Raw genomic sequence first — 23,596 nt, forward strand, 5'->3', positions numbered from 1 at the left:
AGGACAGATGTTGTATCCCCAGTTCCCACCGGGTTTCCGGTTCGGCATGGCGACCTCGGCCTACCAGATCGAGGGGGCGGCCGACGGCAAGAGCTCGAGCATCTGGGACACCTTCACGGCGCGTCCGGGGACGGTTCGGCACGGCGAGGACGGGCGGGTGGCGATCGATCACTATCACCGGTACGCCGAGGACGTCGAACACATCGCCGCCGCCGGGGTCCACGACTACCGGTTCTCGTTCTCCTGGACCCGGGTGCAGTCCGATCCCGCCTTCTACGACCGGCTGGTCGACGCGATCCTCGAGGCCGGGGTGCGGCCGGTCCCGACGCTTTACCACTGGGATCTGCCGCAGGACCTGGAGGACGCCGGCGGCTGGATGAACCGGGACACCGCGTACCGGCTGGCCGACTACGCCGGCACGCTGGTGTCGCGGCTCGGTGACCGGGTCCGGGACTGGATCACCATGAACGAGATGAGCGTCCACACCCTGTACGGCTACGCGCTCACCGACCACGCCCCGGGCCGCGGTCTCGGGTTGGCGGCGCTGCCGGCCGCCCATCACCAGTTGCTCGCGCACGGGCTGGCCGTCCAGGCACTGCGGGCGGGCGGGGCCGGCTCGGTGGGCGTGGCGAACCAGCACTTCCCCGTCTCGCCGGCCAGTGACGATCCGGCGGACGTGGCCGCGGCCGGGCTCTTCGCCGACCTCACCAACTGGATGTTCTCCGATCCGCTGCTGCGCGGTGAATACCCGAACGAGATGATCCAGGCCGAGATCGGCGATCCCCGGGATCTCGAGGTGATCAGTGCGCCGCTCGACTTCTACGGGGTCAACTACTACGAGCCGACGATGATCGAGGCGCCGCGGGCCGGCAAGGACTACTCCGGTGTGCTCGAAGTGGACATTCCCGAGGGGCTGCCGTTCTCGCCCGTGCCGGTGAAGAGCGACGAGCGCACCGACTTCGGCTGGGCGATCGTGCCGTCCGGGCTCACCGAGATCCTGACGACGCTGCGGGACCGCTATCCGAATCTGCCGCCGGTGCTGATCACCGAGAACGGGGCGTCGTTCCACGACGCCGGGCCCGGCCCGGACGGCCGGATCCGCGATCACCAGCGGATCGCCTTCCTGGAGGCGCATCTGCAGGCAGTCGCGGCAGCTCAAGAAGCCGGGGTACGCGTAGACGGCTACTACGTGTGGTCGGCGCTCGACAACTTCGAGTGGGCCGCCGGGTTCGACGAGAGGTTCGGGCTGGTGCACGTGGACCGGGAAACCCTCGCCCGGACCCGCAAGGACTCCTGGTACTGGTACCGCGACCTGATCGCGGCTCAGCGCCGGAGCTGATCGACCCTGAGCTGATCTACAAACGTGGTGGCGAGGCGGGACAGCCGTTCGGCGCGTCCCTCCTCGGCCCAGCCGTCCACCAGGCTGAGCAGGGTGCTGCCCTCGACCAGGATGATGAAGTCGTCGATCACCGCCTCGTCGTCGACCTCGGTCCGCAGCTCGTCGAGCTCGCGGGCCTCGCGCAGGCAGTTGCGCAGGTGACCGCGGATCTCCTGGTGCGAGCGCCGCCGGGACTCGGCCAGCCGGGGATGCGACAGGGCGGCACCGGCGAATGCCACGTTGACGTGCGCGTCGGCGGCGCGTTCCTCGTCGATCGGCAGCACCGCCTCGAGTGCGGCGCGCAGACCGGCCAGGCCGTCCAGGTTCTTGCCGATCTGGAAGGCGCGTTCGACGATCCGGTCGTACACCGCCTTCTGCGCGGCGACCAGAATGTCGTCCTTGCCGCCCAGGAAGTGGGCCAGCACGCTCAGCGAACAGCCGGCCTCGTCGGCGATGGCGCGCGTGGTCGTGCCCTCGACGCCCCGGGCCCGGACCACGCGCCAGGCGGCTGCGAGCAGCTCCGCTCTTCTCCGCTCGTGGTCCACCAGCCTTGGCACGCGGCCAGCTTAGCCACCTGCCGTTTCCCGGCGGCCGCGCTGCGGCCTCGGGTGATGCCCGGCTCGCGCGGTAGCCGATAGACCTTTGGTAGCCCGTACCGATAAAAAGGGTTAAACCGGGGCCGAGACGCCCAGCGTGCGCAGGCGGCGTGCCAGCGGGAGGGTGGCTATGACCGCGACCACCGGGATCAGGAAGGCGGCCTGCAGGCCGACCGGTTCGGAAAGGGCGCCGAGCAGGACCGCGCCGAGCAGCGCGCCGCCGTAGTTGAAGAGGTTGACCTTGGCGATCACCTCGTCGCTGCTCTGCGCGGCGGCCTCGCCGGCGGCGCTGAAAGCCAGCGGGACCAGCACGCCGACGCCGATGCCGGCGATCGCGAACCCGGTCACCGCGGCGCCGATCGACGGCAGAATCGAGACGAGAGCGCAGCCCAGGCCGCAGACGGCGAGAGCGCCGAGAGCAATCGGGGTACGGCCGGCGCGCGGCACCACGTGGTCGGCGACAAGGCGGCTGACGAGTACGGCAGCCTGGTACGCGGCGTAGCCGAGCGGAGCCACCGAAGCGGCTGCGGTGAGCGAATCCTGCAGGTAGACGGTGCTCCACGTGCTCACCGCGGAATCGACCAGGAACGCTGTGAAGATCAACATGCCGCAGATCCAGACGACCGGGCGCACGCTCGGGCCGCCTTCGGCGTGGACGGCGGCCACCCGCTCGGTGCGGCCCGGTTCGAAGGTGCGCCAGCCGACCAGGCCGATCGTCGCAGCGAACGCGGCGGCCACACCCACCGCGATGGCGGCGCCGGCACCGCTGGCCAGCATCCCCGACATGAGCAGCGCGGCGGCGATCGCGGCCGCGGTGTAGGCGGCGAAGAGCCGGCTCATCACACTGCGACCGAGCCGGGCCTGAACCAGCACACCCTGCATGCTCAGCGAGGCGTCGACCGCGCCGAGGCCGACACCGTACGCCAGCAGGATGGCCGTGAAGACCACGTTGGGCGTGCCGACCGTGGCGCCCGCCAGCCCCGCCGCCACCAGCAGCAGGCCGGACGCCAGCGCATACCGGCTGCCCCACCGGGCGGCGACCCGGTCGGCCAGCATCGACCCACCGGCCGCAGCGACACAGACCAGAAGCAGGATCGCGGAGACGAACGTGTCATCGATGCCCTGCCGATCCTTGAAGGTCGGCAGCGCAGTGACCACCGCGGCGTACCCGAGCCCCTGCGCGGCATACCCGGCCCCGATCAGCCGGGCCCGCGCGGCAGCCGGCATCACAGCCCCGCTCACGTCGGTCATCGTGCCTCGCTTCGAAGTCGGCGGCGATGGTGCTCGCAGCATGCCGCTCTCGATCGACAACAGCAACAGCTTGCCGGTTACGGTTCCGGCTTGCCTTCCCTTCATGCGTACGGGGCCCGCAGCCGCCGGTCGTGCGGGCAGCCTGTCCCGTCGCTCGCGTGAGCTTCTCGGCCCAGCCTCCAGAGCCACCAACGAGGGTCGCGTCGCCGCTACCGCCGAGTCGCCCGCCACCCGCGCCGATCGCGCGTTCCTTGCCGTCCGCGCCGATCGCGCGTTCCGTGCCGTCCGCGCCGATCGCGGGTTCCGTGCCGTCCGCGCCGATCGCGGGTTCCGTGCCGTCCGCGCCGATCGCGGGTTCCGTGCCGTCCGCGCCGATCGCGGGTTCCGTGCCGTCCGCGCCGATCGCGGGTTCCGTGCCGTCCGCGCCGATCGCGGGTTCCGTGCCGTCCGCGCCGATCGCGGGTTCCGTGCCGTCCGCGCCGATCGCGGGTTCCGTGCCGTCCGCGCCGATCGCGGGTTCCGTGCCGTCCGCGCCGATCGCGGGTTCCGTGCCGTCCGCGCCGATCGCGGGTTCCGTGCCGTCCGCGCCGATCGCGGGTTCCGTGCCGTCCGCGCCGATCGCGCGTTCCGTGCCGTCCGCGCCGATCGCGGGTTCCGTGCCGTCCGCGCCGATCGCGGGTTCCGTGCCGTCCGCGCCGATCGCGCGTTCCGTGCCGTCCGCGCTGCTGGTGCTGTGCCTGCCTGCGCCGTCTGCGCTGCCGGTGCCGTCTCCGCCTGCGCCGTCCGCGCCGCCGGTGCCGTCCCCGCCCGTGCCGTCCGCGCCGCCCGTGCCGTCCCCGCCTGCGCCGCCCGTGCCGTGCCTGCCTGCGCAGGTCCGCGCAGCCTGTGCCGTTCCGCGCAGCCCGTGCCGTCCCCGCCTATGCCGCCCGTGCCGTTCGCCGCCTATGCCGCCTGCGTCGCCCGTGCCGCCTGCGCGGCGCGTGCCGACGGCACGGCCACCACGACCGGCGCCGCCCGGCGAGGCCGCATGCCGATCGTTTGCCAAAATCTCGCCTTCGCAGGACCTATCACCATGCTGCTGTTTCGCCCCGCCACGCCGTTGCGCCGCCCGCTACGCAGCCGTGTGGCCGCCGTGCCGTCGCACCGCCCGCTGCGCCGCAGTCAGGCCGCCGTGCCATTGCGCGTGGTGCGCGCGCGGCTCTGTGGTGGCGCGCTGCGCCGCCGTGCCGTCGTGAGCGGCCGTGGCCCGCTCTTCCGCCTGGTGGCGCCGCTCTTCCGCTGGGTGGCGCCGCTCTTCCGCCGGGTGGCACCGCTCTTCGCCGCACCGCACCGACCCGCTGCGCTGCCGTTCCATTGCGTGGCGCTGCGCGGCTGTGTGGTGGCCCACCGTTCCGTCGGTAGCAGCCGTGGCCTGCTCTCCCGCCGGCTTGAGCCGCTCTTTCGCCGCACCCCCGCCGACCTCAGCCGAGCTGATCTTGGCGGGCCCGGCGCGGCCGTCGCGCTCTCGCCCCGAGGGACTACTGATGACCCGCAACTGGCATAACTCACAGCCGACCCCTCCTTTTCGGCCTTATTGATCAATCAGCTGTGCGATATGGCTGCCTCACAGCTCGGGAGACAGCCATAACGCACAGCCGGAGTCCGGAAACCGCCCTAGTGGATCAGCGAGCTGTGCGTTATGGACGTGGGCCGACCCACGACCTTCCTCCCGACACGGCAGGCGGCACGCTGCTCTCCCATCCGCTTGGCCACGCTCCCTCGGTGCGGGGTGCGGGGTGCGGGGTGCGGGGTGCGGGGTGCGGGGTGCGGGGTGCGGGGTGCGGGGTGCGGGGTGCGGGGTGCGGGGTGCGGGGTGCGGGGTGCGGGGTGCGGGGTGCGGGGTGCGGGGTGCGGGGTGCGGGGTGCGGGGTGCGGGGTGCGGGGTGGCCCGGGTTTCGCGGTTGGCAAGGCGAGCCCCCGGGTAGGGATACCGCGCGCTCAGGGGAGTGTGGTCAGTGCGGGCGCGGCAGCGCGTAAGGCCGCGAACGCATCGGCCAGGCGCCAGGCTGCGCGGTCTCGGGGGCCGATCGGGTTGGAGATGGTGCGCAGCTCAGCGAACGGAACGCCGGCACCGGCGGCGGCGCTGGCCACGCCGTACCCCTCCATGGCCTCGGCGACAGCCTGCGGGAAACGAGCCGCGAGCCGATCGGTGGTCGCGGCCGTGCCGGTGACCGTGCTGAGCGTGAGGACATCGCCGACGATGGCCTCGGGCAAGGCGCTGCGCAAGGCTTTGACCAGCATCGGATCGCATTCCAGGACGCTGGTGCCGAATCCGAGTTCCTCGACCGGCAGGAAGCCGTCGGGGGTTTCGGCGCCCAGGTCGGCTGCGATGCTGCGGACAGCGAGCACAGTGCCGCCGACCGGGGCCCGGCCAGGGAAGCCGCCTGCGATGCCGGCGCTGAGCACCGCGCGGTACTGGCGGGTTGCGAGAAGCCGCGCGGTTCCGGCGGCCGCGGCGGCTGGGCCGACGTCTACGGCCTCGACCGCGATCAAAGCCGGGTCGATCTCCGCACGAAGGGCGTCAGCCTCGGCATCCACCGCGGTCACCACCAGGATGGGGTACGCGTTCACGACTCCTCGCCGCTCCCCGGCTCACCGTTGCGGGTACCCGAACCAGCGCTGGACGGCCGGTACACGTGGTATCCCGGCGGCGCGGATCCCCCAGCCCGCTGCTCGCTGTCACCCGGTGCCCGTTCCTCGCTCCCACCCAGGTCGGCATGGGCCGGCCGCTGCTCGCTCGCGCTCCGTTCCGCGCGGCTCAGCCGTTCGTCGCGAGGGCCTCGTTCCGAACGGGCTGTCCGTTCGTCGTCCGGCGGGCTTCCCACCTGCGGGCGGCTGTCGGCGGGCTTGTCCTCGCGCCACCCGCGCCACCACTTCCGGACGGCCGGTGGCTCCACCAACGTCGGATCCAGCCCTCGGGACTCCGCTGATTCGGCGCCGACTCCCTGACTGGTCTGAACAGAGCGGCCCCGGCGACCCGATTCGGCGCCTGGGTTGGCCTCGACAGAACGGTCCGGAGCGCGGCGGTCCCCGATCCCGCCGGCTTTGCTGGGCTCGCCGTTGGTGCGCGATCCGCGGCCCTGCGATGTGCTGTCGGTGTGGCGCGGGTCGGATCCGCCCGTGGTTCCGCGGGTGGCGGGGGAGCGACGCTGCGGTGGTGCGCTGCTCGGCCCCGGCACGGTGGGCGCGTCCGGCCACGGGTCAGCGGGCAGTGCCGAATCCGGGCCGTCCCCCGGATCGAAGCCGGCGCCGGAACGAGGGCCAGCGCCAGCGCCGGAACGAGGGCCAGCGCCAACGCCGGATCGAGGGCCGGAATGAAGGCCAGAGCCGGGTCCGGCATGAGAGCCAAGACCGGAGTGAGGATCGACGCCAGGACCGTACTCCGGAGGGTCTTCCAAGTCTTTGAGCTCGACCACAGCATCGTCATCGCGACGGTTCGGGTCGGTGGCTGCCTCGGCGTCGGGACGCCCGGCCAGGCGTTCGTTGTGCATGCGGGCGGCAGCCCACGCCGCGCGACCCGCGCCGAGCACCGCCAGCACCGCGGCGAGTGCGATGCCGAACCGGCCGGTCAGCGGGATCAGGCCGATGCCGCCGCCGGCCACCCAGGCGAGCATGAGCACCGTCTCGGAATGGGCGAACGCGGTGGCCCGCAGTTTCTCCGGTACCCGTTCCTGGATGCTGGCGTCCACCGCCAGCTTGGCGATCCCGCTGAAGATCGCGGTGAACAGCGCCAGCAGGGTGACCGTCGCGAGGTTGTAGAAGATCGTGGCCAGCACGGCCACGCCGGCGGTGAGCACCAGGCCGCTGGACTGCAGGGCCAGCGGGCGGCGGATGGTCAGGCCGGTGCCGGCTGCGGTGGACAGGAAGGTGCCCAGGGCCAGGGCCGCGCCGACCACGCCGACGGCGGCGCCGCGGCTGAGTTCGGCGCCGAAGACGGTGGTGTTCAGGTCGTTGCCCATGATCGCGAAGGTCAGGAAGAGCAGCAGGAAGCCGTAGAGCAGCCGCAGGCTGGCGCTGCCGATCAGGGTGGCCAGGACGAGCCGGTTGGCGAGCGGGCGATCGGCGCCGCGGCCCACCCGGAGCACCGCGCGCCAGGGGCGGGGCATGGCCTCGGGCGGGTCGGAGTCGGCGCGGGGTGGCAGGCGCAGCGAGACGACGACGCCGATCATGAAGATGACGGTGGCGACCCGCAGCGGCCACTGTGGCCCGAACTTGAAGGCGAGCAGGCCGATCGGGGCGACCAGGATGCCGGCGAACGTCCCGTACACGCTGGCCCGGGCACCCACCTGGGACAGTCCGACGCCGGCCGGGAGCAGGCGGGGCACGGCTGCGGAGCGGGCCACCCCGTACGCCCGGGAGAGCGCCAGCACCCCGAAAGCGGCCGGGTAGAGGCCCCAGCCCAGCAGGTTGTCGGCCATGACGTAGGCCAGGAACGCGCGGCCCAGCATGGTGGTGGCCAGCGCATATCGCCGGCCGTGCCGGAAGTGGTCGAGCAGCGGGCCGACGACCGGTGCCAGCAGCGCGAACGGCACCATCGTGATGAGCAGGTAGAGGGCCACCTTGCTGCGGGCCTCGCCGAGCGGGACGCTGAAGATGGTCCCGGCCAGGCCGATCGCGATGAGCGCGTCGCCGGCGCAGGAGATCGCGTGCAGGTCGAAGAGCCGGATCATGCCGACCTCGTTGGCCGCGCCGCGGGCCCGGGCCGAGCCGACCCGGCGGGTGGCCCAGGCGCTGCCGCGCACCGAACCGCGCACCACCATCCGCACCGCCCTGATGCCGGTGCCGACGGTGCGTCCGAGTGTGGGAAGCAACGGCATGGGAACCATCCTGACTGATGTGGGCGAGCCTTGCCCCCTACCACGCCCCGGTATCTGGGGACTCGTTGCGGGCCACCGGGTTCGGTAGGCAACAATGGGCGGGTGACCTCCAGGACCGCATCCCGCGCTGCCCGCCTCGACCAGGTCTGTGCCGATGCCGTCGGGGTGGCTCGTGGTGCCATCACCGATGTGGACCCGAGCGACGTCGGTGAGCACCTCGAAGCGATCGCCGAGGGCGACCGCGTCGTGACCCACTTCTTCGAGAGCCACCTGGACGGCTACAAGGGCTGGCGGTGGGCGGTCACGGTGACCCGGGTCCCCCGCAGCCGGCACGTCACGGTCTGCGAGACGGTGCTGCTGCCCGGCCCCGACGCGCTGCTCGCGCCCGGCTGGGTGCCGTGGAACGAGCGGGTGCAGCCCGGCGACCTCGGTGTGGGCGACCTGATGCCGACCGCTCCGGACGACGACCGGCTCACCCCGGGCTATGTGCTCAGTGACGACGCGGCGGTCGAGGAGGTCTCCTGGGAGCTCGGCCTGGGCCGGTCCCGGGTGATGTCCCGCGAGGGCCGGATGGAGACCGCCCAGCGGTGGTATGACGGGGAGTCCGGTCCGGAGGCGCCGATCTCGGCCGCCGCCCCGCGCAACGCGCGCTGCGGGACCTGTGGCTTCTACCTGCCGCTCGCCGGGCGGCTGCGGCAGATGTTCGGCGTCTGCGGCAACCTGTACGCGCCGGACGACGGCCGCGCGGTCAGCGCCGACCACGGGTGCGGTGCGCACTCGGAGGCCCTGCTCAGCACCCCTGAGCAGGCGGTCGACGAGCTGCCGACGGTCTACGACGACAGCGAGGTCGAGTCGGTGGCGGTCAGCCGCGGGCACGGCTCGGTCGAATCGGGCGAGCCGGCCGAGGACTACGGGCACAGCTAGGTCCAGGCTTACGGGCACTGTTAGCCCGTTACGCGGAACTCCGGGTGGGTCAGCGCCCGGCGCCGTTTCCTCTCCCGATCGTGGACGACCATGGTCAGGGTGCCCGGGATACCCCAGAGGAGCCCGGCGAGGCAGATCATCACCCACTCGTGCGGCGCACCGGCCAGCCAGGTGATCAGCAGGGCGATCGCGAAGGCGGCGTCGCCGGCCAGCGCGAACGGGACCATCGGCGGATCCAGTGGTTCGGGCCGCGGTTTCGTCCCGGTCACCACGGCGAGGGCCGCCGGCAGGGGTTCGCCGGTGTGCGTGGCGGGAGACAGGTCACTCACTCCGACAGGGTAAGGCCATTACGCACCGCATCGGTGCAGCGCGTGAGAGTTGTAACATCACTTCGCTTTTACCGAAGTAGTTGCATCTGAAAGCATGCGCGCGTCCCCTCATGAGGTGTTGCCTGGGAAGGTCACATGTCTACAGATACCGAATCACCCTCATATACGCCTAAAAATGGCTTTGATCGGTACTTCGAGATAACCAAGCGCGGATCCACGCTCAGCCGTGAGATCCGCGGTGGTGTCGTCACGTTCTTCACGATGGCGTACATCGTGGTGCTGAACCCGCTGATCCTGGCCGGCGGCGCCGACAAGACCGGCGCGCACCTGCCCCTCGCCGCGCTCGCCGCCGGAACCGCGCTGGTCGCCGGCCTGATGACGATCCTGATGGGTGTGGTCGCCCGCTTCCCGCTGGCGCTGGCCGCGGGTCTGGGCGTGAACGCGCTGGTCGCGTACGAGATCGCGCCGGAGATGACCTGGGCCGACGCGATGGGCCTGGTCGTCATCGAGGGTGTGCTGATCGGCATCCTGGTGCTCACCGGCCTGCGCACCTCGGTGTTCAAGGCCGTCCCGACCCAGCTCAAGACTGCGATCGGCGTCGGCATCGGCCTCTTCCTGATGATCATCGGCCTGGTCGACGCGGGTTTCGTGCACCGCGTCCCGGACGCCGCCAACACCACCGTCCCGGTCGAGCTGGGCCTCGGCGGCAAGCTGATGACCTGGCCGACGCTGGTCTTCGCGATCGGCCTGCTCTTCACGCTGGTGCTCTTCGTGCGCAACGTGAAGGGCGCGATCCTGATCGGCATCCTGGGCACCACGGTGGTCGCGATCATCGTGGAGGCGATCGCCAAGGTCGGCCCGTCGATCGAGAACCCGCACGGCTGGTCGCTCAACGTGCCGGCGATCCCGGACAAGATCTTCGACACTCCGGACCTGTCGCTGCTCGGCCAGTTCAACGTGCTCGACTCGTGGTCGACGGCCGGCTGGCTGGTCGTGCTGATGTTCGTCTTCACGCTGCTGGTGACCGACTTCTTCGACACCATGGGCACGATGGTCGCGGTCGGGCAGGAGGGTGACCTGCTCGACAAGGAAGGCATGCCCCCGCGTACCCGGGAGATCCTGCTGGTCGACTCGGTCGCCGCGGCGGCCGGTGGCGCGGCGAGCGTGTCCAGCAACACCTCGTACGTGGAAAGCGCCTCCGGTGTCGGCGAGGGTGCCCGGACCGGTGTGGCCAACCTGGTCACCGGCGTGCTGTTCCTGCTGGCGATGTTCCTCTCGCCGCTGGTCAAGGTGGTGCCGTTCGAGGCGGCCTCGACCGCCCTGGTGGTGGTCGGCTTCCTGATGATGACCGCGGTCAAGCAGATCGACTGGACCGACTACACCATCGCGGTGCCGGCTTTCCTGGCGATCACACTGATGCCGTTCACGTACTCGATCTCCAACGGCATCGGCGCCGGGATCATCTCGTACGTGGTGCTGAAGGTCTTCACCGGCAAGGCGCGGGAGATCCACCCGATCCTGTACGGCGTCGCTGCCCTGTTCGTCCTGTACTTCGCCCGGGGGCCCCTGGAGACCTGGCTGATCTAGTTTCGTGGCCGATGACCACCGTCGCCGGGGTGCGCTAACGTGCCGGTGACGGTGGTCTCAGGCATTTCAGATGTCGTTAGCCATGCTCATTAGCTAGGCTAAGTATCGTGATGGAGCGGGTGGTGACGACGGAGCGTGCGACAGCGGAACCGCTGGCCAAGACGCTGCGGGACGCGATCACCCGACTCAGCCGCCGAGTTCGCCAGGCCCGTCCGGTCGGCGATCTCACGTTCAGTCAGCTCTCCGCCCTGACCAGCCTCCAACTGGCCGGTGCGCTGACTCCTCGTGAGCTCGCTGATGTGGAGCGGGTCCAGCCACCGACGATGACCAAGATCGTCGGCAAGCTGGAGGAGCGCGGACTGGTGGCGCGGACACCCCATCCCACCGACGGGCGCCAAGTCATCCTGGCCGCCACCGACGAGGGCCGGGCGGTGTATGCACTGCACGAGCGGGCACGTAACGAATGGTTGGCCAGGGAACTGGACCGGCTTACCCCCGAGGAACGGGCCACCCTGGCGCAGGCTGCGGAGATTCTGCAGCGTCTCGCCCGGGGCTGAGCCCAACCCAAGGTCGTTCCGCTTCGTCACACGACGATGACGCGTACGACCGAACTCGAGGGGGCGCAGCCACGTGCGGGCAGGCCTGAACTCCACATTCCGATCCCTGCAGGTCCCGAACTACCGCCTCTTTGCCGGCGGGCAGCTGGTGAAGCTGATCGGCGTGTGGATGATGTTCACGGCCCAGGACTGGCTGGTGCTCGAACTCTCCGACAACTCCCCGGGCGCTCTGGGAATGGTTACGGCGCTGCAATTCGTACCCGTCATGGTCCTCACTCTCTGGAGTGGTCGCCTGGCCGACCGGTATGACAAGCGCAAGCTGCTGATCTGGGCGAACGCCGCGTTCGCGGCGTTCGCGATCGCCTTCGCCGTGCTGGTCACCAGTGGTGTGGTGGAGCTCTGGCACGTCTTCGTCTTCGCCTTGCTGCTCGGTATAGCGAACGCGGTCGAGACTCCGGTGCGGCAAGCGTTCGTCTCCGAGCTGGTCGAGTTGCGGCTGCTGCCGAACGCGCTTGCGCTCTCCGCGGCGACCTTCAACACCGCCCGGATCAGCGGTCCGGCGCTGGCCGGCGTGCTGCTCGCGGTGCTCTCCACCCCCGGCGTGTTCCTGATCTCGACGGCGTTGGCGGTCGCCCCGGTCTTCACCTACCTGCGGATGCGCCCGGCCGACCTGATCCGCACCGAGCGCCGGAGCGGCGCCAGCACCCGCGTGATCGACGGCCTGCGGTACGTCGGGAAGCGGCACGACCTGCTGCTACCGATCTGCCTGATGGCCGTGATCGGCATGATCGGCTTCAACTTCCCGGTCACCCTGGCCGCCCTCGCCAAAATCAACTTCGACGCCGGCCCGTCCTCGTTCGGCCTGCTCACCACGGCACTGGCGATCGGCTCGCTCGGCGGCGCGCTGGCCGGGACCCGGCGCCGGACCCGGCCCAGCGTCTACAAAGTGATCGGTGCGGCCGTGCTCTTCGGCCTCTTCGAGGTCTCGGTCGGGTTCGCGCCCAACTTCACCGTCGCCGCGCTGCTGCTGGTGCCGACCGGCTTCTTCTCGATCTACCTGGCCCAGGGCGCCAACCACCGGGTGCAGATGGGCGTCGACCCGGAGTACCGGGGCCGGGTGATGGCCCTCTACGTGCTGGTCTTCCTCGGCACGACCCCGATCGGCGCGACGCTGGCCGGTTGGTGGGGCGAGCACTTCGGGGTGCCGTCGAGCATCTGGGTGGCCGGGCTGGTCAGCTTCGTCGCCGCGCTCGGCGCGCTGGCCTGGCAGCTGCGGGCCAGCGGGGACCGGATGGAGGTCCGGATGCGGCCGCGGTTGAGTGTGCGCCGCATCCCGGCACCGGCGGCGGTCGAGGTCGAGCCCGGCGAGGCCCGGCCGCAGCCCGGTGCCGGTGGGATCCGGCCGCGGTCGGCCGACGGGCCTCGCGCGCATGCTGAGCCTCTTGCCCGGTCCGAACCGGTAGCTCGGGTCTGACCCGGATTGCACGATCTTGGCGATTTCGTCCCTCCCGGGAGCCGAACTCGTCAAGATCCGTGCCGTCGGCGGTGAAGCTGGCAGAAGCCCTCCGCCGAACGGGTATTCCGGCCCGCCCGGGCAGCGCCTAGCGTCGAATCCGTGGCAATCGCGCACATTGCTGTGCTCTCGGCGGCGCTCTCGGCGCTGCTGATACTGCCGTGCGCGGCCGCCGCCCTCCTCGACCCCGACACCCGGCAGATGCGCCGGCTGTTCACCCGTCGTGGTCGCCAGGAGCTGCGCGCGCTGCGCCGGCTCGACCGGACCCTGCGGGTCCTCGACCCGGGCCCCCGCCTGGCCACGCTGGACGATCCCACCATCGAGCAGATTGCGTACGACCTGCGCCGCCTCGACCAGCAGCGCCGCAGCGGCCCGACCCGGTACTCCGCGGTGTGGCTCGCCGCGGTGCTCCGGGCGTACGATGCTCGGCTCCAACTGGCCTGCCGCTGCCTCGGCGTGACCGAGCACCTGCAGCCCCTGGACGGGGTGGACCGGGAGATCGAGCGCGTCCGCGTCGAGGGTCAGCTCGAGGCGGCCGGGCTGACGCTGCGCCGCTCGGGGCGCGACCTCCGCTGATCATGTGCGAGCGCCCCGGCCAGGACGGCCGCGATGACGGCGCCGACCAGGCTGGGCAGCCCGAACTCGCTGCGGACCGCGTAGGACAGGACCGAGGTCGACAGGACCCCGGCCGCGTACCCGAACCCGACCGTGAGGGTGGCCACGGCCGACCGATCCGGCAGGAGCGCGCCGATCAGCAGGATCCCGCACAGGATCAGGTCGGGGACCAGGAACATGTTGTCCCGGCGCCAGGAGTCGTGCAGGAAGAGGAAGACGAAGGTGCTCAGGCTCAGGACGGCCGCGGCGACGCGGCCCACGAGGAGGAGTCGCATGTCTACACCGTAGACACGACCGGGCCAGCTTGTCTACGGCGTAGACTGCGGCGCGTGCCGAAACGATCGCTGACACCCGTGCTGATTGCCGAGGTTGCACTGCGGCTCGGTGACCGGGAGGGCCCGGCGTCGATGTCCATGCGCCGGATCGCCGCCGACCTGAGCTGCGACCCGATGGCGATCTACCGGCACTTCCCGAACCGGGAGGCGCTGCTGGACGCGGTCGCCGACCTGGCGCTGGCCGACGTCCCGGTGCCCGGTCCTTCGACGGGCTGGGACGAGCGGGTCCGCGGAATCCTGACCTCGGTGCGGGAGGCGGCGCTGCGGCATCCGGGTGTCGCGGCCCACATCGCGTCGCGGCCGCCGCTCGGGCCGCACGGGCTGCGGCTGGCGGGTGAACTCACCCGAGCCCTGGCGGAGGCCGGACTGTCACCGTCCGGGGTGGTTCATGCCGTGCAGGCGCTGATCGCCTATGTGGCGGCGGCGCTGGCCATGGCGGTCAACGCGGGAGCGCGCGATGCACGCTGGCACCAGGTCAGCCAGGCGCTGCCCGGGATGCCCGGCGCGGAACTGCCGGTGGTCGGCTCGTCGGAACAGTTCCGCTACGGCCTACGCCTCATGATCAACGGCATCCGGGCGGAAGCCGGCTGACGGCCAGCTCTGTAGGCAGTGATACTTGCCCGCCGCGCTCTGGACCAGGGAGAACTCGGTCACCGGCCAGGACGGGCCGGCGTAGTCGTGCAAAGCCTCCACGATGCGCCGATCAAAGCGGTAGGAGACCGTCAGATGCGGGCGGAACGGGCGGTCATCGATCGGGATGCCGGCCGAACCGATATCGGCCCGCAACGACGCCAGCGCCTCGACATCGCCGGCCAAGCCGACCCAGAGCACCGAACCGAACCGGCCACCACCGGCCAGCCGCAGCGTGAACGGCTCAGGCGGCGGCACTGATTGCAGGGTGTGGGCGACCTCGTCCGTACCGGTGATCTCGCCCAGAAAGGCCACCGTGACATGCCATTTCTCCGGGCGGGTGTGCCGGCTGCCAGACGGCAGCCGGCGCTGCAGGTCGAGCCGGGCGTCCTCCGACGGGAAGACGGCCACGAACAGGCTCAGGAAGACTCCCGGGCCGCCGGGCCGCCCCCGAACAGCACGTCGTCCCAGCTCGGCAGCCGCTTACGCGGCTTGCTGCTCTCCTCGGCCTCGGAGTTTGCCGCGGCGGGCTGACCCACCGTGCGGCGCGGCCGCAGAACCGCCAGCGACGGCACGGCCGGAACCTCTTTCGGCAGGTCGGCGTCGTCGTCGAAAGCAGAACCGGAACCACCGCCGAGCAGCGCCGCAGCGCCACCGGCAACCGGACGGCGCTCGATCGGACGGCCGGAACTGCCCTCGATCGGCCGGTCGAGCGACGCGAGCAGGGCATCGCGCCCGGCTCGGATCGGATCACGGTTGGGCCGGGTCGGCGCCGGGTCGGCGCTCGGCAGGCCGTGGCCGCCACGACTTGGCTCGGTGCTGCGCGCCGGACCGGGCAGGCCGTGGCCGCCGCGCTCCGGAGCGGGCTCCTGCCCGAGGATCTGGGTGGGGCGCTCGGCACACAGATATTGCGCCATGTCGTCGTGCGGGGAGACCACCTGGCGGCCCTTGTCGAGGTCCCAGATGGCCTGCGCGGTGGCCTTGCCGGAAGGCCACGTGGCGACGATGCGCCAGGCGCCGTCGTCCTTGCGGAACGCGTCCCACGAGATCTTCTCGGTGTCGATGCCGTGCTGCGCGAGCCGGCTGTCCACCACCTCGGCGAGCGGCTGCCCGGAATCCGACGTCTTCAGCCGGGTGCGGCGCGCGTGCTGCGCCAGCATGGCGCGCTCCTGCAACACCGGGCCGGCGTAACGCAGCACCCGATCGACCGGCACCCCGGCAATCCGTGCCACATCCTCGGCGGACTCACCCTGGCGGATGCGTGCCTGAATGTCCCGAGGGGACAACGAGGGCGCCGTCTCCGGGGCCATGACCGCCAACGTCGTACCCGGAGTGGCGGGGCCGTCGTTGAGCGCCCCGGAGATCCGGTCGTCGATGGGGAGGGCCAGGAGCCGGCCGACCTCGTCGGCGAGCACCAGGGCCTGACCGTCCTCGGAGAGGGCGACGAAGCGTACCGGCCGCATGCGTTGCCTCCGTCCCGTCGCGTTGGCCTGTGCTCCCGAGAGTCAGCCACCCGGGCGCGTTTCGGAACACGGTACGCGCCTTGGTCACCCTATGGGGGTAAGCCACGCCGTCAAAGTAGCTGACCAGCGATGATGATCTTCAAGTTCCGCAATGCGTGATCCATTCAAACCCAGCAAACCCTTTTATTGGTACGGGTGTCGGGTAGTCAACCCGAATGAGCCCTGTCACGCCCCTCCGGAGCGACCATCTGCCATGCCGGGCCTCCAGGGCCGCCGCCGGTCTTGAGCGGTCTGCCGCGGCCAACCTCCCGCGCTGCGCGCCGTGCCGCTGCACGCCCGCGCCGCTGCACGCCTGCGGCGTGGCGTGCCTGCGGCGTGGCGTGCCTGCGGCGTGGCGTGCCTGCGGCGTGGCGTGCCTGCGGCGTGGCGTCGTCACTTCTGGCCGCGATCTTGGGCTTTAAGCCACACCCCGCGGTGCACAATCGCCCAAGATCTGCGCGCCGTAAGAATCTTGAGCTTTTAGCCACACCATTGGGTGGTTTAAGCCACAAGATCACCGTGGCGGCGGGCGGCGGGCGGCGGGCGGCGGGCGGCGGGCGGCGGGCGGCGGAAGGCGCGGGCGGCGGAAGGCGCGGGCGGCGGAAGGTGTGGGCGGCGGAAGGCGCGGGCGGCGGAAGGTGTGGGCCGCGGGCAGCGCACAGCGGAAGGCGCGGGCGGCGGAAGGCGCGGGCGGCGGAAGGTGTGGGCCGCGGGCAGCGCACAGCGGAAGGCGCGGAGGGCGGAAGCCGCAAGGGTGGAGGCGCGGACGGCGGAAGCCGCAAGGGTGGAGGCGCGGAGGGCGGAAGCCGCGGAGGGCGGAAGGCGCGAGGGAGGAAGGCGCGAGGGCAGAAGCGCAAGAGTGTGGGACGCAAGCGCGCGAGAGGGCAGGCGGAGGGGCGCGCGGAGCTCCCGGGGTCGTGCATCTCCGGCCTGGGCGTTCGGGCTGGGTGGCACGCTGCCGCGGAGGGCAGGCCGCGCTCGTGGGTATGGCCGGGTCGGCCCGAAGGCCGGGCCGACCGGAATGGTTGACCAGCGGAGAAGGCCGGGCCGACCGGAATGGTTGACCAGTGGAGAAGGCCGGGCCGGAGTGGTTGGCCAGTGGAGAAGGCCGGGCCGGAGTGGTTGGCCAGTGGAGAAGGCCGGGCCGGAGTGGTTGGCCAGTGGAGAAGGCCGGGCCGGAGTGGTTGGCCAGTGAAGAAGGCCGGGCCGAGCGGAGTGGCTGGCCGAGTGGAGTGGCCGGCCGACTGGTGGCCGGCCGGGGAAGTGGGTGGTTAGAGGCGCTCTGCGACGTAGTCGATGCAGGCGGTGAGGGCGGTCACGTCGGAGGGGTCGACGGTGGGGTAGAGGGCGATGCGCAGCTGGTTGCGGCCCAGCTTGCGGTACGGCTCGGTGTCCACGATGTCGTTGGCGCGCAGGATCTTGGCGATGGCGGCCGCGTCGATGTGGTCGGCGAAGTCGATGGTGGCGACGGCGGCGGAGCGGAGTGCGGGGTCCGTCACGAAAGGCTCGGCGTATGAGGAGCGGTCGGCCCAGCCGTAGACGGCGGCGGCGCTCTCGGCGCTGCGCTTGACGGCCCAGGAGAGGCCGCCCTGCGCGTTCATCCAGTCGACCTGTTCGGCGGCGAGGAAGACGGTGGCCAGGGCGGGCGTGTTGTACGTCTGCTCCAGCCGGGACTGCTCGATGGCGGTGACCAGGTCCAGGAACTGCGGGATGTACCGGCCGCTCGACTTGATCTCGAAGGCCCGGTCGATCGCGGCGGGGGACATCAGGGCCAGCCAGATGCCGCCGTCGGAGCCGAGCGCCTTCTGCGGGGCCAGGTAGTAGACGTCGGTCTCGCGCAGGTCGACGTCGAGGCTGCCGCCGCCCGAGGTGGCATCGGTGAGCAGGAGTGCGCCGGGGTCGGCGCCCTCGACGCGGCGGACCGGGACGGCGACGCCGGTGGAGGTCTCGTTCTGCACGCTGGCGTACACGTCGACGCCCGCCTCGGCGGTCAGGAACGCGGCCTGCCCGCCCGGCGCCCGGTGCACGGTGGGCTGGTCGAGGAACGGCGCGTCGGCGACGGCCTTGACGAACTTGGCGCCGAACTCGCCGAACTCGGCGAACTGAGCCTTCTGCCGGACCAGGCCGAACGCGGCGACCTCCCAGAACGCGCTGGTGCCGCCGTTGGACAGGACCACCTCGTAGCCGTCCGGCGCGGAGAAGAACTCGGCGAGACCCCGGCGCAGGCGGGCGACCTGCTCCTTCACCGTCTTCTGCCGGTGGGAGGTGCCCATGAAGGTCCGGGAGACGGCGGAGAGCGCCTCGACACCCTCTGGCCGGACCTTGCTCGGCCCGGAGCCGAACCGGCCGTCGACGGGCTTGATCGTGTCGGGGATCCTCAAGTCAGCCACGGTCACACATTATGCGCGAGGTGACTCCAGCCCTCGACCTCCTGCGGCTTGCGGGGCGCCGGTCCCACATAGTGGAGGCTGGGTCGCAGGATCCGGCCGAACCGTTTCTGCTCCAGGATGTGCGCGCTCCACCCGGCCACCCGGGCGCAGGTGAACATCGAGGTGAACATGTGTGCCGGGACCTCGGCGAAGTCGAGCACCACGGCGGCCCAGAAGTCGACGTTGGTCCACAGGTCCTGGTCCGGCCGGCGCTCGCGGAGCTCGGTCAGCGCGGCCGTCTCCAGGGCGGCGGCCACCTCGTAGCGCGGGGCGCCGAGGTCCTTGGCGATCCGGCGCAGCACCCGGGCCCGGGGGTCCTCGGCCCGGTAGACCCGGTGGCCGAAGCCCATCAGCCGCTCACCGCGGTCCAGGACATCCTTCACGTACGACGTGGCGTCGCCGCTGCGCTCCACAGCCTCGATCATGTGCAGCACCCGGGTGGGCGCTCCGCCGTGCAGGGGACCGGAGAGCGCGCCGATCCCGGAGGAGACGCAGGCCGCGGTGTCCGCCCCGGTGGAGGCCACGATCCGGGCGGTGAAGGTGGACGCGTTCAGCCCGTGCTCGGCGGCCGAGATGAAATACGCGTCGACGGCTTTCACGTGGCGCGGGTCCGGCTCGCCCCGCCAGCGGCGCATGAACCGCTCCACGATGGTCTCGGCCTTGTCGATGTCCTTCTGAGGGACGGCCGGCAGACCCAGACCGCGGGCCGCCTGGGCCACGAAGGAGAGCGCGGTCACCGAGACCCGGGCCAGGTCGGAGCGGGCCTGCTCGTCGGTGATGTCGAGCATCTGGGACAGCCCCCAGTAGGGCGCCAGCATCGCGACCGCCGACTGCACGTCCACCCGGATGTCACCGGAGTGGACCGGCACCGGGAACGGCTCGGCCGGCGGCAGCCCGGGACCGAACTTGCCGTCGACCAGCAGGCCCCAGACATCGCCGAAGGAGACCTGGCCGATCAGGTCCTCGATGTCGACGCCGCGGTACCGCAGCGCGCCACCGTCCCGATCGGGCTCGGCGATCTCGGTCTCGAAAGCGACGACGCCTTCGAGGCCCGGCTTGAAGTCGGACACGGCACTCCCTGAGGAAGCGGGTTTGCGGTGGGTGATTCATCTTGCCCGCCGGGTAACCGCGCGGTCGACCCGTGGCGATTGTGCTCTCAATGACACCCATCCTGGTTCACCTGACTCTTCGGGCGGGGCGACTTAACGTCGTTGCATCCGAATCGAGAACTGTGGCATCCGACTCGAGAACTGGAGCGCGCATGACTGCCGAGGCACCGTCGCCCGCCGAAATGCGCCGGGACTACACGAGCTGGGCGCCGTTGCTGGAGGACGGGCTGGCCGCGGACTGGGCCGGGCAGTTCGCCGCCTGGTTCGCCGACGCGGCGGCCTTCGGCCTGCCGGAACCCAACGCGATGATCGTGGCCACGGCGGACGGGCAGGCGCGACCGTCGGCTCGCACGGTTCTTCTCAAGGGGTACGACGCGGACGGTTTCGTCTTTTTCACGAACTATGAGTCGCGCAAGGGTGTCGAGCTGGCCGCGAACCCGTACGCGAGTCTGGTCTTCCCCTGGTTCCCGATGCAGCGTCAGGTGATCGTGGCCGGCGCGGTGGAGCGGGTCACCCGGGCCGAGACCGAGGAGTATTTCGCTTCGCGGCCGCGCGGTTCGCAACTCGGCGCCTGGGCGAGTCCGCAGTCGCGGGTGCTGCCCGGCCGGGAGGCGGTGGAGGCCGGCTGGGAGGAGGTGGCCGATCGGTTCGCTGACGGACCGGTCCCCGCGCCACCCCATTGGGGCGGATTCCGGGTGGTTCCGGAGACGGTCGAGTTCTGGCAGGGGCGGAGCAGCCGGCTGCACGATCGGTTGCGCTTCCGGCGTACCGATGCGGGTTGGGTTGTGGAAAGGCTGGCTCCTTGAGCCAGGAGGTGGAGAAGGAGCCGAAATCCTGGATGATCGACACCCGCCCGCTGCGGGTGCCGACGTTCCGGCGCACCTGGATCGGCAACGGGGCTTCGTACTTCGGGTTCCAGTTCACCGCGGTGGCCGTACCGGTGCAGATGTTCGCCATCACGGACTCGCCCACCTGGGTGGGCCTGCTGGGGGTGGCCGGGCTCGTCCCGTTGCTGATCTTCGGCCTGTGGGGCGGCGCGGTCGCCGATGTGGTGGACCGGCGCCGGCTGCTGCTGGCCAGTTCGGTGCTCACCTGGCTGACCACCTGCGCCCTGCTGGCGCAGGCGCTGCTCGGGGTGCGTAGCGGCCACCTGCTGTTGCTTCTCACCGCGGTGCAGTCGGCCGGGTTCGCGATCAGCTCGCCGGCCCGGCAGGCGATCATCCCGCGGATCGTCCCGGCGGCCCTGGTGCCGGCCGCCAACACGCTGAACTACACGACCACTACGGCCGGCGGAGTGCTCGGCCCGCTTGCGGCCGGCCTGATCATGGGGATCTGGTCGACCGGCGCCGGTGTGGTGGTGGCCTATGCCCTGGACGCGCTGCTCTTCACGGTCACCTTCTGGGCCACCTGGCGGCTGCCGGCGATCCCGCCGATCGAGCACGTGGCGGGCGAGGAGAAGCCGACGGCCGGTCTGCGTGGCATCGCCGTCGGCCTGAAGTACCTGGTCACCCAGCCGGTACTGCTGCTCTCCTTCGCGATCGACCTGATCGCCATGGTGTTCGCGATGCCCCGGGCGCTGTTCCCGGCGGTGGCCGAGGAACAGTTCGGCGGTGGCGCCGCGGTGGGCTGGCTGTACAGCGCCATCGCGATCGGCTCGGTGCTCGGCGGGCTCACCTCGGGCTGGATCGGCCGGGTCGGCCGGCAGGGGCTGGCGCTGGTGGTGGCGGTGGTCGCGTGGGGAGTCGCGATCGGCTTCTCCGGCCTGGCGAACTCGCTCTGGCTGATGGTGCTGCTGCTCGCGGTCGCCGGCGCCGCGGACCTGGTGAGCGCCGTCTACCGGCAATCGATCATGCAGACCTTCGCGCCGGACCGGCTGCGCGGACGACTGCAGGGCGTCTTCACCGTGGTGGTGGCCGGTGGTCCCCGGCTGGGTGACCTGCGGGCCGGCGCGACCGCCGACCTGACCAGCGTGACCGCCTCCTGGGCCGGCGGCGGGTTCGCGGCGGCGGGCCTGGCCGTGCTGCTCGCTGCGGCTTCCCCGGCGCTGATCCGATACCGGCCCGATCGGGACGGATCCGAGGACCGATAGTGTCGCGGGTATGAGCGCAGAGTCAGCCGCGAAGTCCGGCGTCCAGTGGTCGATCGAGGCAGACGGCCACCGCGCCGTCCTGACCGAGGTCGGTGGCACGCTGCGGGCGTATTCCGTCGACGGCGTCGAGCTGCTGGACGGCTTCGACACCGATGAGATCGCCCCGGGCTCGGCCGGCCAGATCCTCGCGCCCTGGCCCAACCGGATCCGCGACGGCCGCTACGTCTTCGAGGGCGTGGAGTACCAGCTGGCGCTCACCGAGCCGGCCCGGCACAACGCCATCCACGGCCTGGTCAACTGGTCCCGGTGGCGGCTCGCCGAGCAGGCCGCCGACGCGGTGACGCTGGAGTACGAACTGCCCGCGCAGGTCGGCTACCCGTGGTCGCTGCTGCTGCGTACCCGCTGGTCGGTCTCGGCCGACGGGCTCAAGTGCGTGCAGGAGGTCGTCAACACGTCCGAGGCGAACGCGCCCTGGGGGTATTCGGTACACCCGTACCTGCGGCTGCCCGGCGTGACTGTGGACGACACGGTGCTGCAGGTGCCGGCCAAGAGCCGCATCCTGGCCGACAACCGGCTGCTGCCGATCGGCGCGGTCAAGGTCACCGGCTCCGAGTTCGACTACGCCGAGCCGCGCCGGATCGGCGCCGCGGTGCTGGACGTCACGTTCGGCGACATCGAGTTCGACGGCGACGGGATCACCACGGTCACGTTGGCCGACTCGGGCTCGGACCGGCGGATCGTGGTCTGGGCCGACGAGAAGTTCCGGTACTGGCAGGTCTTCACCGGTGACACCCTGCACGGCGAGCGGCACCGGCGGTCCGTCGCCGTCGAGCCGATGACGTGCCCGCCGGACGCGTTCCGTACCGGGCGGGACCTGGTCGTGCTCGAGCCCGGCCAGACCTGGACGACCTCCTGGGGCGTCCGCGCCTGATGGAGTTCGACGAGGTGATCCGCCGGCGGCGGATGGTGCGCGGTTACGACCCGGACCGCCCGCTGCCGCCGGAACTGGTCGACAAGATCGTCCAGCACGGGCTGCGCGCGCCGTCGGCCGGCTTCTCCCAGGGCTGGAGTTTCCTGGTGCTCACCGCGCCGGAGGACCGGGAGCGGTTCTGGGCGGTCACCGCGTCCGGGGAGGGCGCGGCCGGCGGCTGGCTGCAGCGGATGAGCACCGCGCCGCTGGTCATCGTGGCGTTCTCCAACAAATCGGTCTACCTGGACCGGTACGCCGAGTCCGACAAGGGCTGGACGGATCGGGACGAGGCGCGCTGGCCGGTGCCGTACTGGGACATCGACGCCGGGTTCGCCGCGCTGCTCATGCATCTCACCGCGGTGAACGAGGGTCTCGGATCGTGCTTCATCGGTTTGCCGGCCGCCACCGTGGGTGACTTCATGAGTGCCTTCGGTGTGCCGGACGAGTTCACCCCGATCGGTGCTCTCACGGTCGGCTACCGGGGCGCCGACAAGAGGTCTCCGTCACTACGTCGAGGGCACCGTCCGGTGGCCGACGTGGTGCATTATGGCCGATGGGCTTGACCGGCTCGCGGCTACGCTGACAGGCGCGGGAACGTTTCTCACGGAAAGGGGCAGCCGCCGTGATTTTCAAAGCGGTCCGGGACGGAGCCCCGTACCCCGATCACCACACGACGCTGAAGGCGTGGGCGGAGATTCCGCCGCGCCCGATCCGGCTCGCCGATCTGATCACCACGAAACGGGAGCTGGCGCTCGACAAGCTCCTCGCCGAGGACTCCACGTTCTACGGCGATCTCTTCCCGCACGTGGTCGAGTATCAGGGCGCGCTGTACCTCGAGGACGGACTGCACCGGGCGCTGCGCGCGGCCCTGCAACAGCGCAATCAGATCCACGCCCGTGTATTGATCGTGGAGGACTGAGAGCACA

Annotated in this window: 22 protein-coding genes and 1 pseudogene; 13 read left to right on the top strand and 10 right to left on the bottom strand. The window is 71.2% G+C overall.

All coding sequences use genetic code 11. The features are described from left to right. The first annotated feature begins 7 nt into the window (after positions 1 to 7). A complete protein-coding gene (locus OHA21_RS41140) occupies positions 8 to 1,339 on the top strand; it encodes a GH1 family beta-glucosidase (protein WP_328464570.1) in 1,332 nt (443 codons plus the stop codon). Here the strand turns inward: OHA21_RS41140 and OHA21_RS41145 are convergent. Both OHA21_RS41145 and OHA21_RS41150 read right to left on the bottom strand, forming a co-directional pair. Further along, complete coding sequence (locus OHA21_RS41145; protein ID WP_328464572.1) at positions 1,324 to 1,935, bottom strand: TetR/AcrR family transcriptional regulator; 612 nt, start codon at positions 1,933 to 1,935, stop codon at positions 1,324 to 1,326. The genes OHA21_RS41140 and OHA21_RS41145 overlap by 16 nt on opposite strands. Positions 1,936 to 2,046: 111 nt before the next feature. Further along, positions 2,047 to 3,225 (bottom strand): MFS transporter, encoded by a 1,179-nt coding sequence (locus OHA21_RS41150; protein ID WP_328464574.1) that lies wholly within the window; start codon positions 3,223 to 3,225, stop codon positions 2,047 to 2,049. Between the two features lie 40 nt (positions 3,226 to 3,265). Between OHA21_RS41150 and OHA21_RS41155 the strand changes: the two genes are divergently transcribed. Further along, the gene (locus OHA21_RS41155; RefSeq protein WP_328464576.1) at positions 3,266 to 4,768 is read left to right on the top strand and encodes a hypothetical protein; all 1,503 of its coding nucleotides are present in this window, start codon (positions 3,266 to 3,268) and stop codon (positions 4,766 to 4,768) included. A gap of 434 nt (positions 4,769 to 5,202) precedes the next feature. On the opposite strand, the gene OHA21_RS41160 is transcribed toward OHA21_RS41155, so the two are convergent. Next, positions 5,203 to 5,835 (bottom strand): futalosine hydrolase, encoded by a 633-nt coding sequence (locus OHA21_RS41160; protein ID WP_328464578.1) that lies wholly within the window; start codon positions 5,833 to 5,835, stop codon positions 5,203 to 5,205. A 710-nt stretch (positions 5,836 to 6,545) separates the two neighbouring features. Further along, positions 6,546 to 8,081 (bottom strand): annotated as a pseudogene (locus OHA21_RS41165) (MFS transporter); the annotation flags it as partial. Between the two features lie 30 nt (positions 8,082 to 8,111). Here OHA21_RS41165 and OHA21_RS41170 point away from each other — a divergent pair. Continuing rightward, a complete protein-coding gene (locus OHA21_RS41170; protein WP_328464582.1) occupies positions 8,112 to 9,005 on the top strand; it encodes a DUF3027 domain-containing protein in 894 nt (297 codons plus the stop codon). 20 nt (positions 9,006 to 9,025) lie between these two features. On the opposite strand, the gene OHA21_RS41175 is transcribed toward OHA21_RS41170, so the two are convergent. Further along, complete coding sequence (locus tag OHA21_RS41175; protein ID WP_328478871.1) at positions 9,026 to 9,232, bottom strand: DUF2530 domain-containing protein; 207 nt, start codon at positions 9,230 to 9,232, stop codon at positions 9,026 to 9,028. A gap of 237 nt (positions 9,233 to 9,469) precedes the next feature. On the opposite strand from OHA21_RS41175, the gene OHA21_RS41180 reads away from it, so the two are divergent. The 4 genes from OHA21_RS41180 (at position 9,470) to OHA21_RS41195 (ending at position 13,567) form a co-directional block, all read left to right on the top strand. Then, positions 9,470 to 10,921, top strand: a complete 1,452-nt coding sequence (locus OHA21_RS41180) for an NCS2 family permease (RefSeq protein WP_328464584.1) — start codon at positions 9,470 to 9,472, stop codon at positions 10,919 to 10,921. A 107-nt stretch (positions 10,922 to 11,028) separates the two neighbouring features. Next, positions 11,029 to 11,478, top strand: coding sequence for a MarR family transcriptional regulator (locus OHA21_RS41185; protein WP_442874988.1), 450 nt, complete (start codon positions 11,029 to 11,031; stop codon positions 11,476 to 11,478). A gap of 73 nt (positions 11,479 to 11,551) precedes the next feature. After that, a complete protein-coding gene (locus OHA21_RS41190; RefSeq protein ID WP_328464586.1) occupies positions 11,552 to 12,952 on the top strand; it encodes an MFS transporter in 1,401 nt (466 codons plus the stop codon). A gap of 141 nt (positions 12,953 to 13,093) precedes the next feature. Then, entirely contained in the window at positions 13,094 to 13,567 is a 474-nt protein-coding gene (locus OHA21_RS41195; RefSeq protein WP_328464588.1) for a hypothetical protein, read from the top strand. Here the strand turns inward: OHA21_RS41195 and OHA21_RS41200 are convergent. After that, positions 13,513 to 13,881 carry a hypothetical protein gene (locus OHA21_RS41200; RefSeq protein ID WP_328464590.1) on the bottom strand — a complete coding sequence of 123 codons (369 nt, stop codon included), beginning with the start codon at positions 13,879 to 13,881 and terminating at the stop codon, positions 13,513 to 13,515. The two genes, OHA21_RS41195 and OHA21_RS41200, sit on opposite strands and share 55 nt — an antisense overlap. Positions 13,882 to 13,935: 54 nt before the next feature. Here OHA21_RS41200 and OHA21_RS41205 point away from each other — a divergent pair, with 54 nt between their 5' ends. Next, positions 13,936 to 14,532, top strand: a complete 597-nt coding sequence (locus OHA21_RS41205; protein ID WP_328464592.1) for a TetR/AcrR family transcriptional regulator — start codon at positions 13,936 to 13,938, stop codon at positions 14,530 to 14,532. Here OHA21_RS41205 and thpR read toward each other — a convergent pair. From thpR to OHA21_RS41225, 4 genes are all read right to left on the bottom strand, one after another. Then, a complete protein-coding gene (gene thpR, locus OHA21_RS41210; protein WP_328464594.1) occupies positions 14,491 to 14,982 on the bottom strand; it encodes an RNA 2',3'-cyclic phosphodiesterase in 492 nt (163 codons plus the stop codon). The two genes, OHA21_RS41205 and thpR, sit on opposite strands and share 42 nt — an antisense overlap. 8 nt (positions 14,983 to 14,990) lie before the next feature. Continuing rightward, a complete protein-coding gene (gene sepH, locus OHA21_RS41215) occupies positions 14,991 to 16,034 on the bottom strand; it encodes a septation protein SepH (RefSeq protein ID WP_328464596.1) in 1,044 nt (347 codons plus the stop codon). Positions 16,035 to 17,344: 1,310 nt separating this feature from the next. Next, a complete protein-coding gene (gene serC, locus OHA21_RS41220) occupies positions 17,345 to 18,469 on the bottom strand; it encodes a phosphoserine transaminase (RefSeq protein WP_442874989.1) in 1,125 nt (374 codons plus the stop codon). After that, positions 18,466 to 19,572, bottom strand: coding sequence for a citrate synthase 2 (locus tag OHA21_RS41225; protein WP_328464600.1), 1,107 nt, complete (start codon positions 19,570 to 19,572; stop codon positions 18,466 to 18,468). The genes serC and OHA21_RS41225 overlap by 4 nt, the downstream gene beginning before the upstream one ends. Positions 19,573 to 19,763: 191 nt before the next feature. Between OHA21_RS41225 and pdxH the strand changes: the two genes are divergently transcribed. The 5 genes from pdxH to OHA21_RS41250 are packed head-to-tail and all read left to right on the top strand — an operon-like array spanning position 19,764 to position 23,589. Then, positions 19,764 to 20,417, top strand: coding sequence for a pyridoxamine 5'-phosphate oxidase (pdxH, locus tag OHA21_RS41230; RefSeq protein WP_328464602.1), 654 nt, complete (start codon positions 19,764 to 19,766; stop codon positions 20,415 to 20,417). 32 nt (positions 20,418 to 20,449) lie between these two features. Then, entirely contained in the window at positions 20,450 to 21,700 is a 1,251-nt protein-coding gene (locus OHA21_RS41235) for an MFS transporter (RefSeq protein WP_328478875.1), read from the top strand. Between the two features lie 10 nt (positions 21,701 to 21,710). Continuing rightward, positions 21,711 to 22,631: an aldose 1-epimerase family protein gene (locus tag OHA21_RS41240; protein WP_328464603.1), complete on the top strand. Its 921-nt coding sequence runs from the start codon at positions 21,711 to 21,713 to the stop codon at positions 22,629 to 22,631. Further along, positions 22,631 to 23,233, top strand: a complete 603-nt coding sequence (locus OHA21_RS41245; protein ID WP_328464604.1) for a nitroreductase family protein — start codon at positions 22,631 to 22,633, stop codon at positions 23,231 to 23,233. The genes OHA21_RS41240 and OHA21_RS41245 overlap by 1 nt, the downstream gene beginning before the upstream one ends. Before the next feature lie 59 nt (positions 23,234 to 23,292). Then, positions 23,293 to 23,589 carry a type II toxin-antitoxin system VapB family antitoxin gene (locus OHA21_RS41250; protein ID WP_328464605.1) on the top strand — a complete coding sequence of 99 codons (297 nt, stop codon included), beginning with the start codon at positions 23,293 to 23,295 and terminating at the stop codon, positions 23,587 to 23,589. Positions 23,590 to 23,596: the final 7 nt, after the last annotated feature.

This window comes from Actinoplanes sp. NBC_00393, assembly GCF_036053395.1.
GTDB lineage: Bacteria > Actinomycetota > Actinomycetes > Mycobacteriales > Micromonosporaceae > Actinoplanes.

Bases quoted from the DNA above. Each gene is read 5' to 3' on its own strand.
- OHA21_RS41140 (WP_328464570.1), top strand. From the start codon at position 8: ATGTTGTATCCCCAGTTCCCACCGGGTTTCCGGTTCGGCATGGCGACC.
- OHA21_RS41150 (WP_328464574.1), bottom strand. From the start codon at position 3,225: ATGACCGACGTGAGCGGGGCTGTGATGCCGGCTGCCGCGCGGGCCCGG.
- OHA21_RS41155 (WP_328464576.1), top strand. From the start codon at position 3,266: ATGCCGCTCTCGATCGACAACAGCAACAGCTTGCCGGTTACGGTTCCG.
- OHA21_RS41175 (WP_328478871.1), bottom strand. From the start codon at position 9,232: ATGGTCCCGTTCGCGCTGGCCGGCGACGCCGCCTTCGCGATCGCCCTG.
- OHA21_RS41180 (WP_328464584.1), top strand. From the start codon at position 9,470: ATGTCTACAGATACCGAATCACCCTCATATACGCCTAAAAATGGCTTT.
- OHA21_RS41200 (WP_328464590.1), bottom strand. From the start codon at position 13,881: ATGCGACTCCTCCTCGTGGGCCGCGTCGCCGCGGCCGTCCTGAGCCTG.
- sepH (WP_328464596.1), bottom strand. From the start codon at position 16,034: ATGCGGCCGGTACGCTTCGTCGCCCTCTCCGAGGACGGTCAGGCCCTG.
- pdxH (WP_328464602.1), top strand. From the start codon at position 19,764: ATGACTGCCGAGGCACCGTCGCCCGCCGAAATGCGCCGGGACTACACG.
- OHA21_RS41235 (WP_328478875.1), top strand. From the start codon at position 20,450: ATGATCGACACCCGCCCGCTGCGGGTGCCGACGTTCCGGCGCACCTGG.
- OHA21_RS41240 (WP_328464603.1), top strand. From the start codon at position 21,711: ATGAGCGCAGAGTCAGCCGCGAAGTCCGGCGTCCAGTGGTCGATCGAG.
- OHA21_RS41245 (WP_328464604.1), top strand. From the start codon at position 22,631: ATGGAGTTCGACGAGGTGATCCGCCGGCGGCGGATGGTGCGCGGTTAC.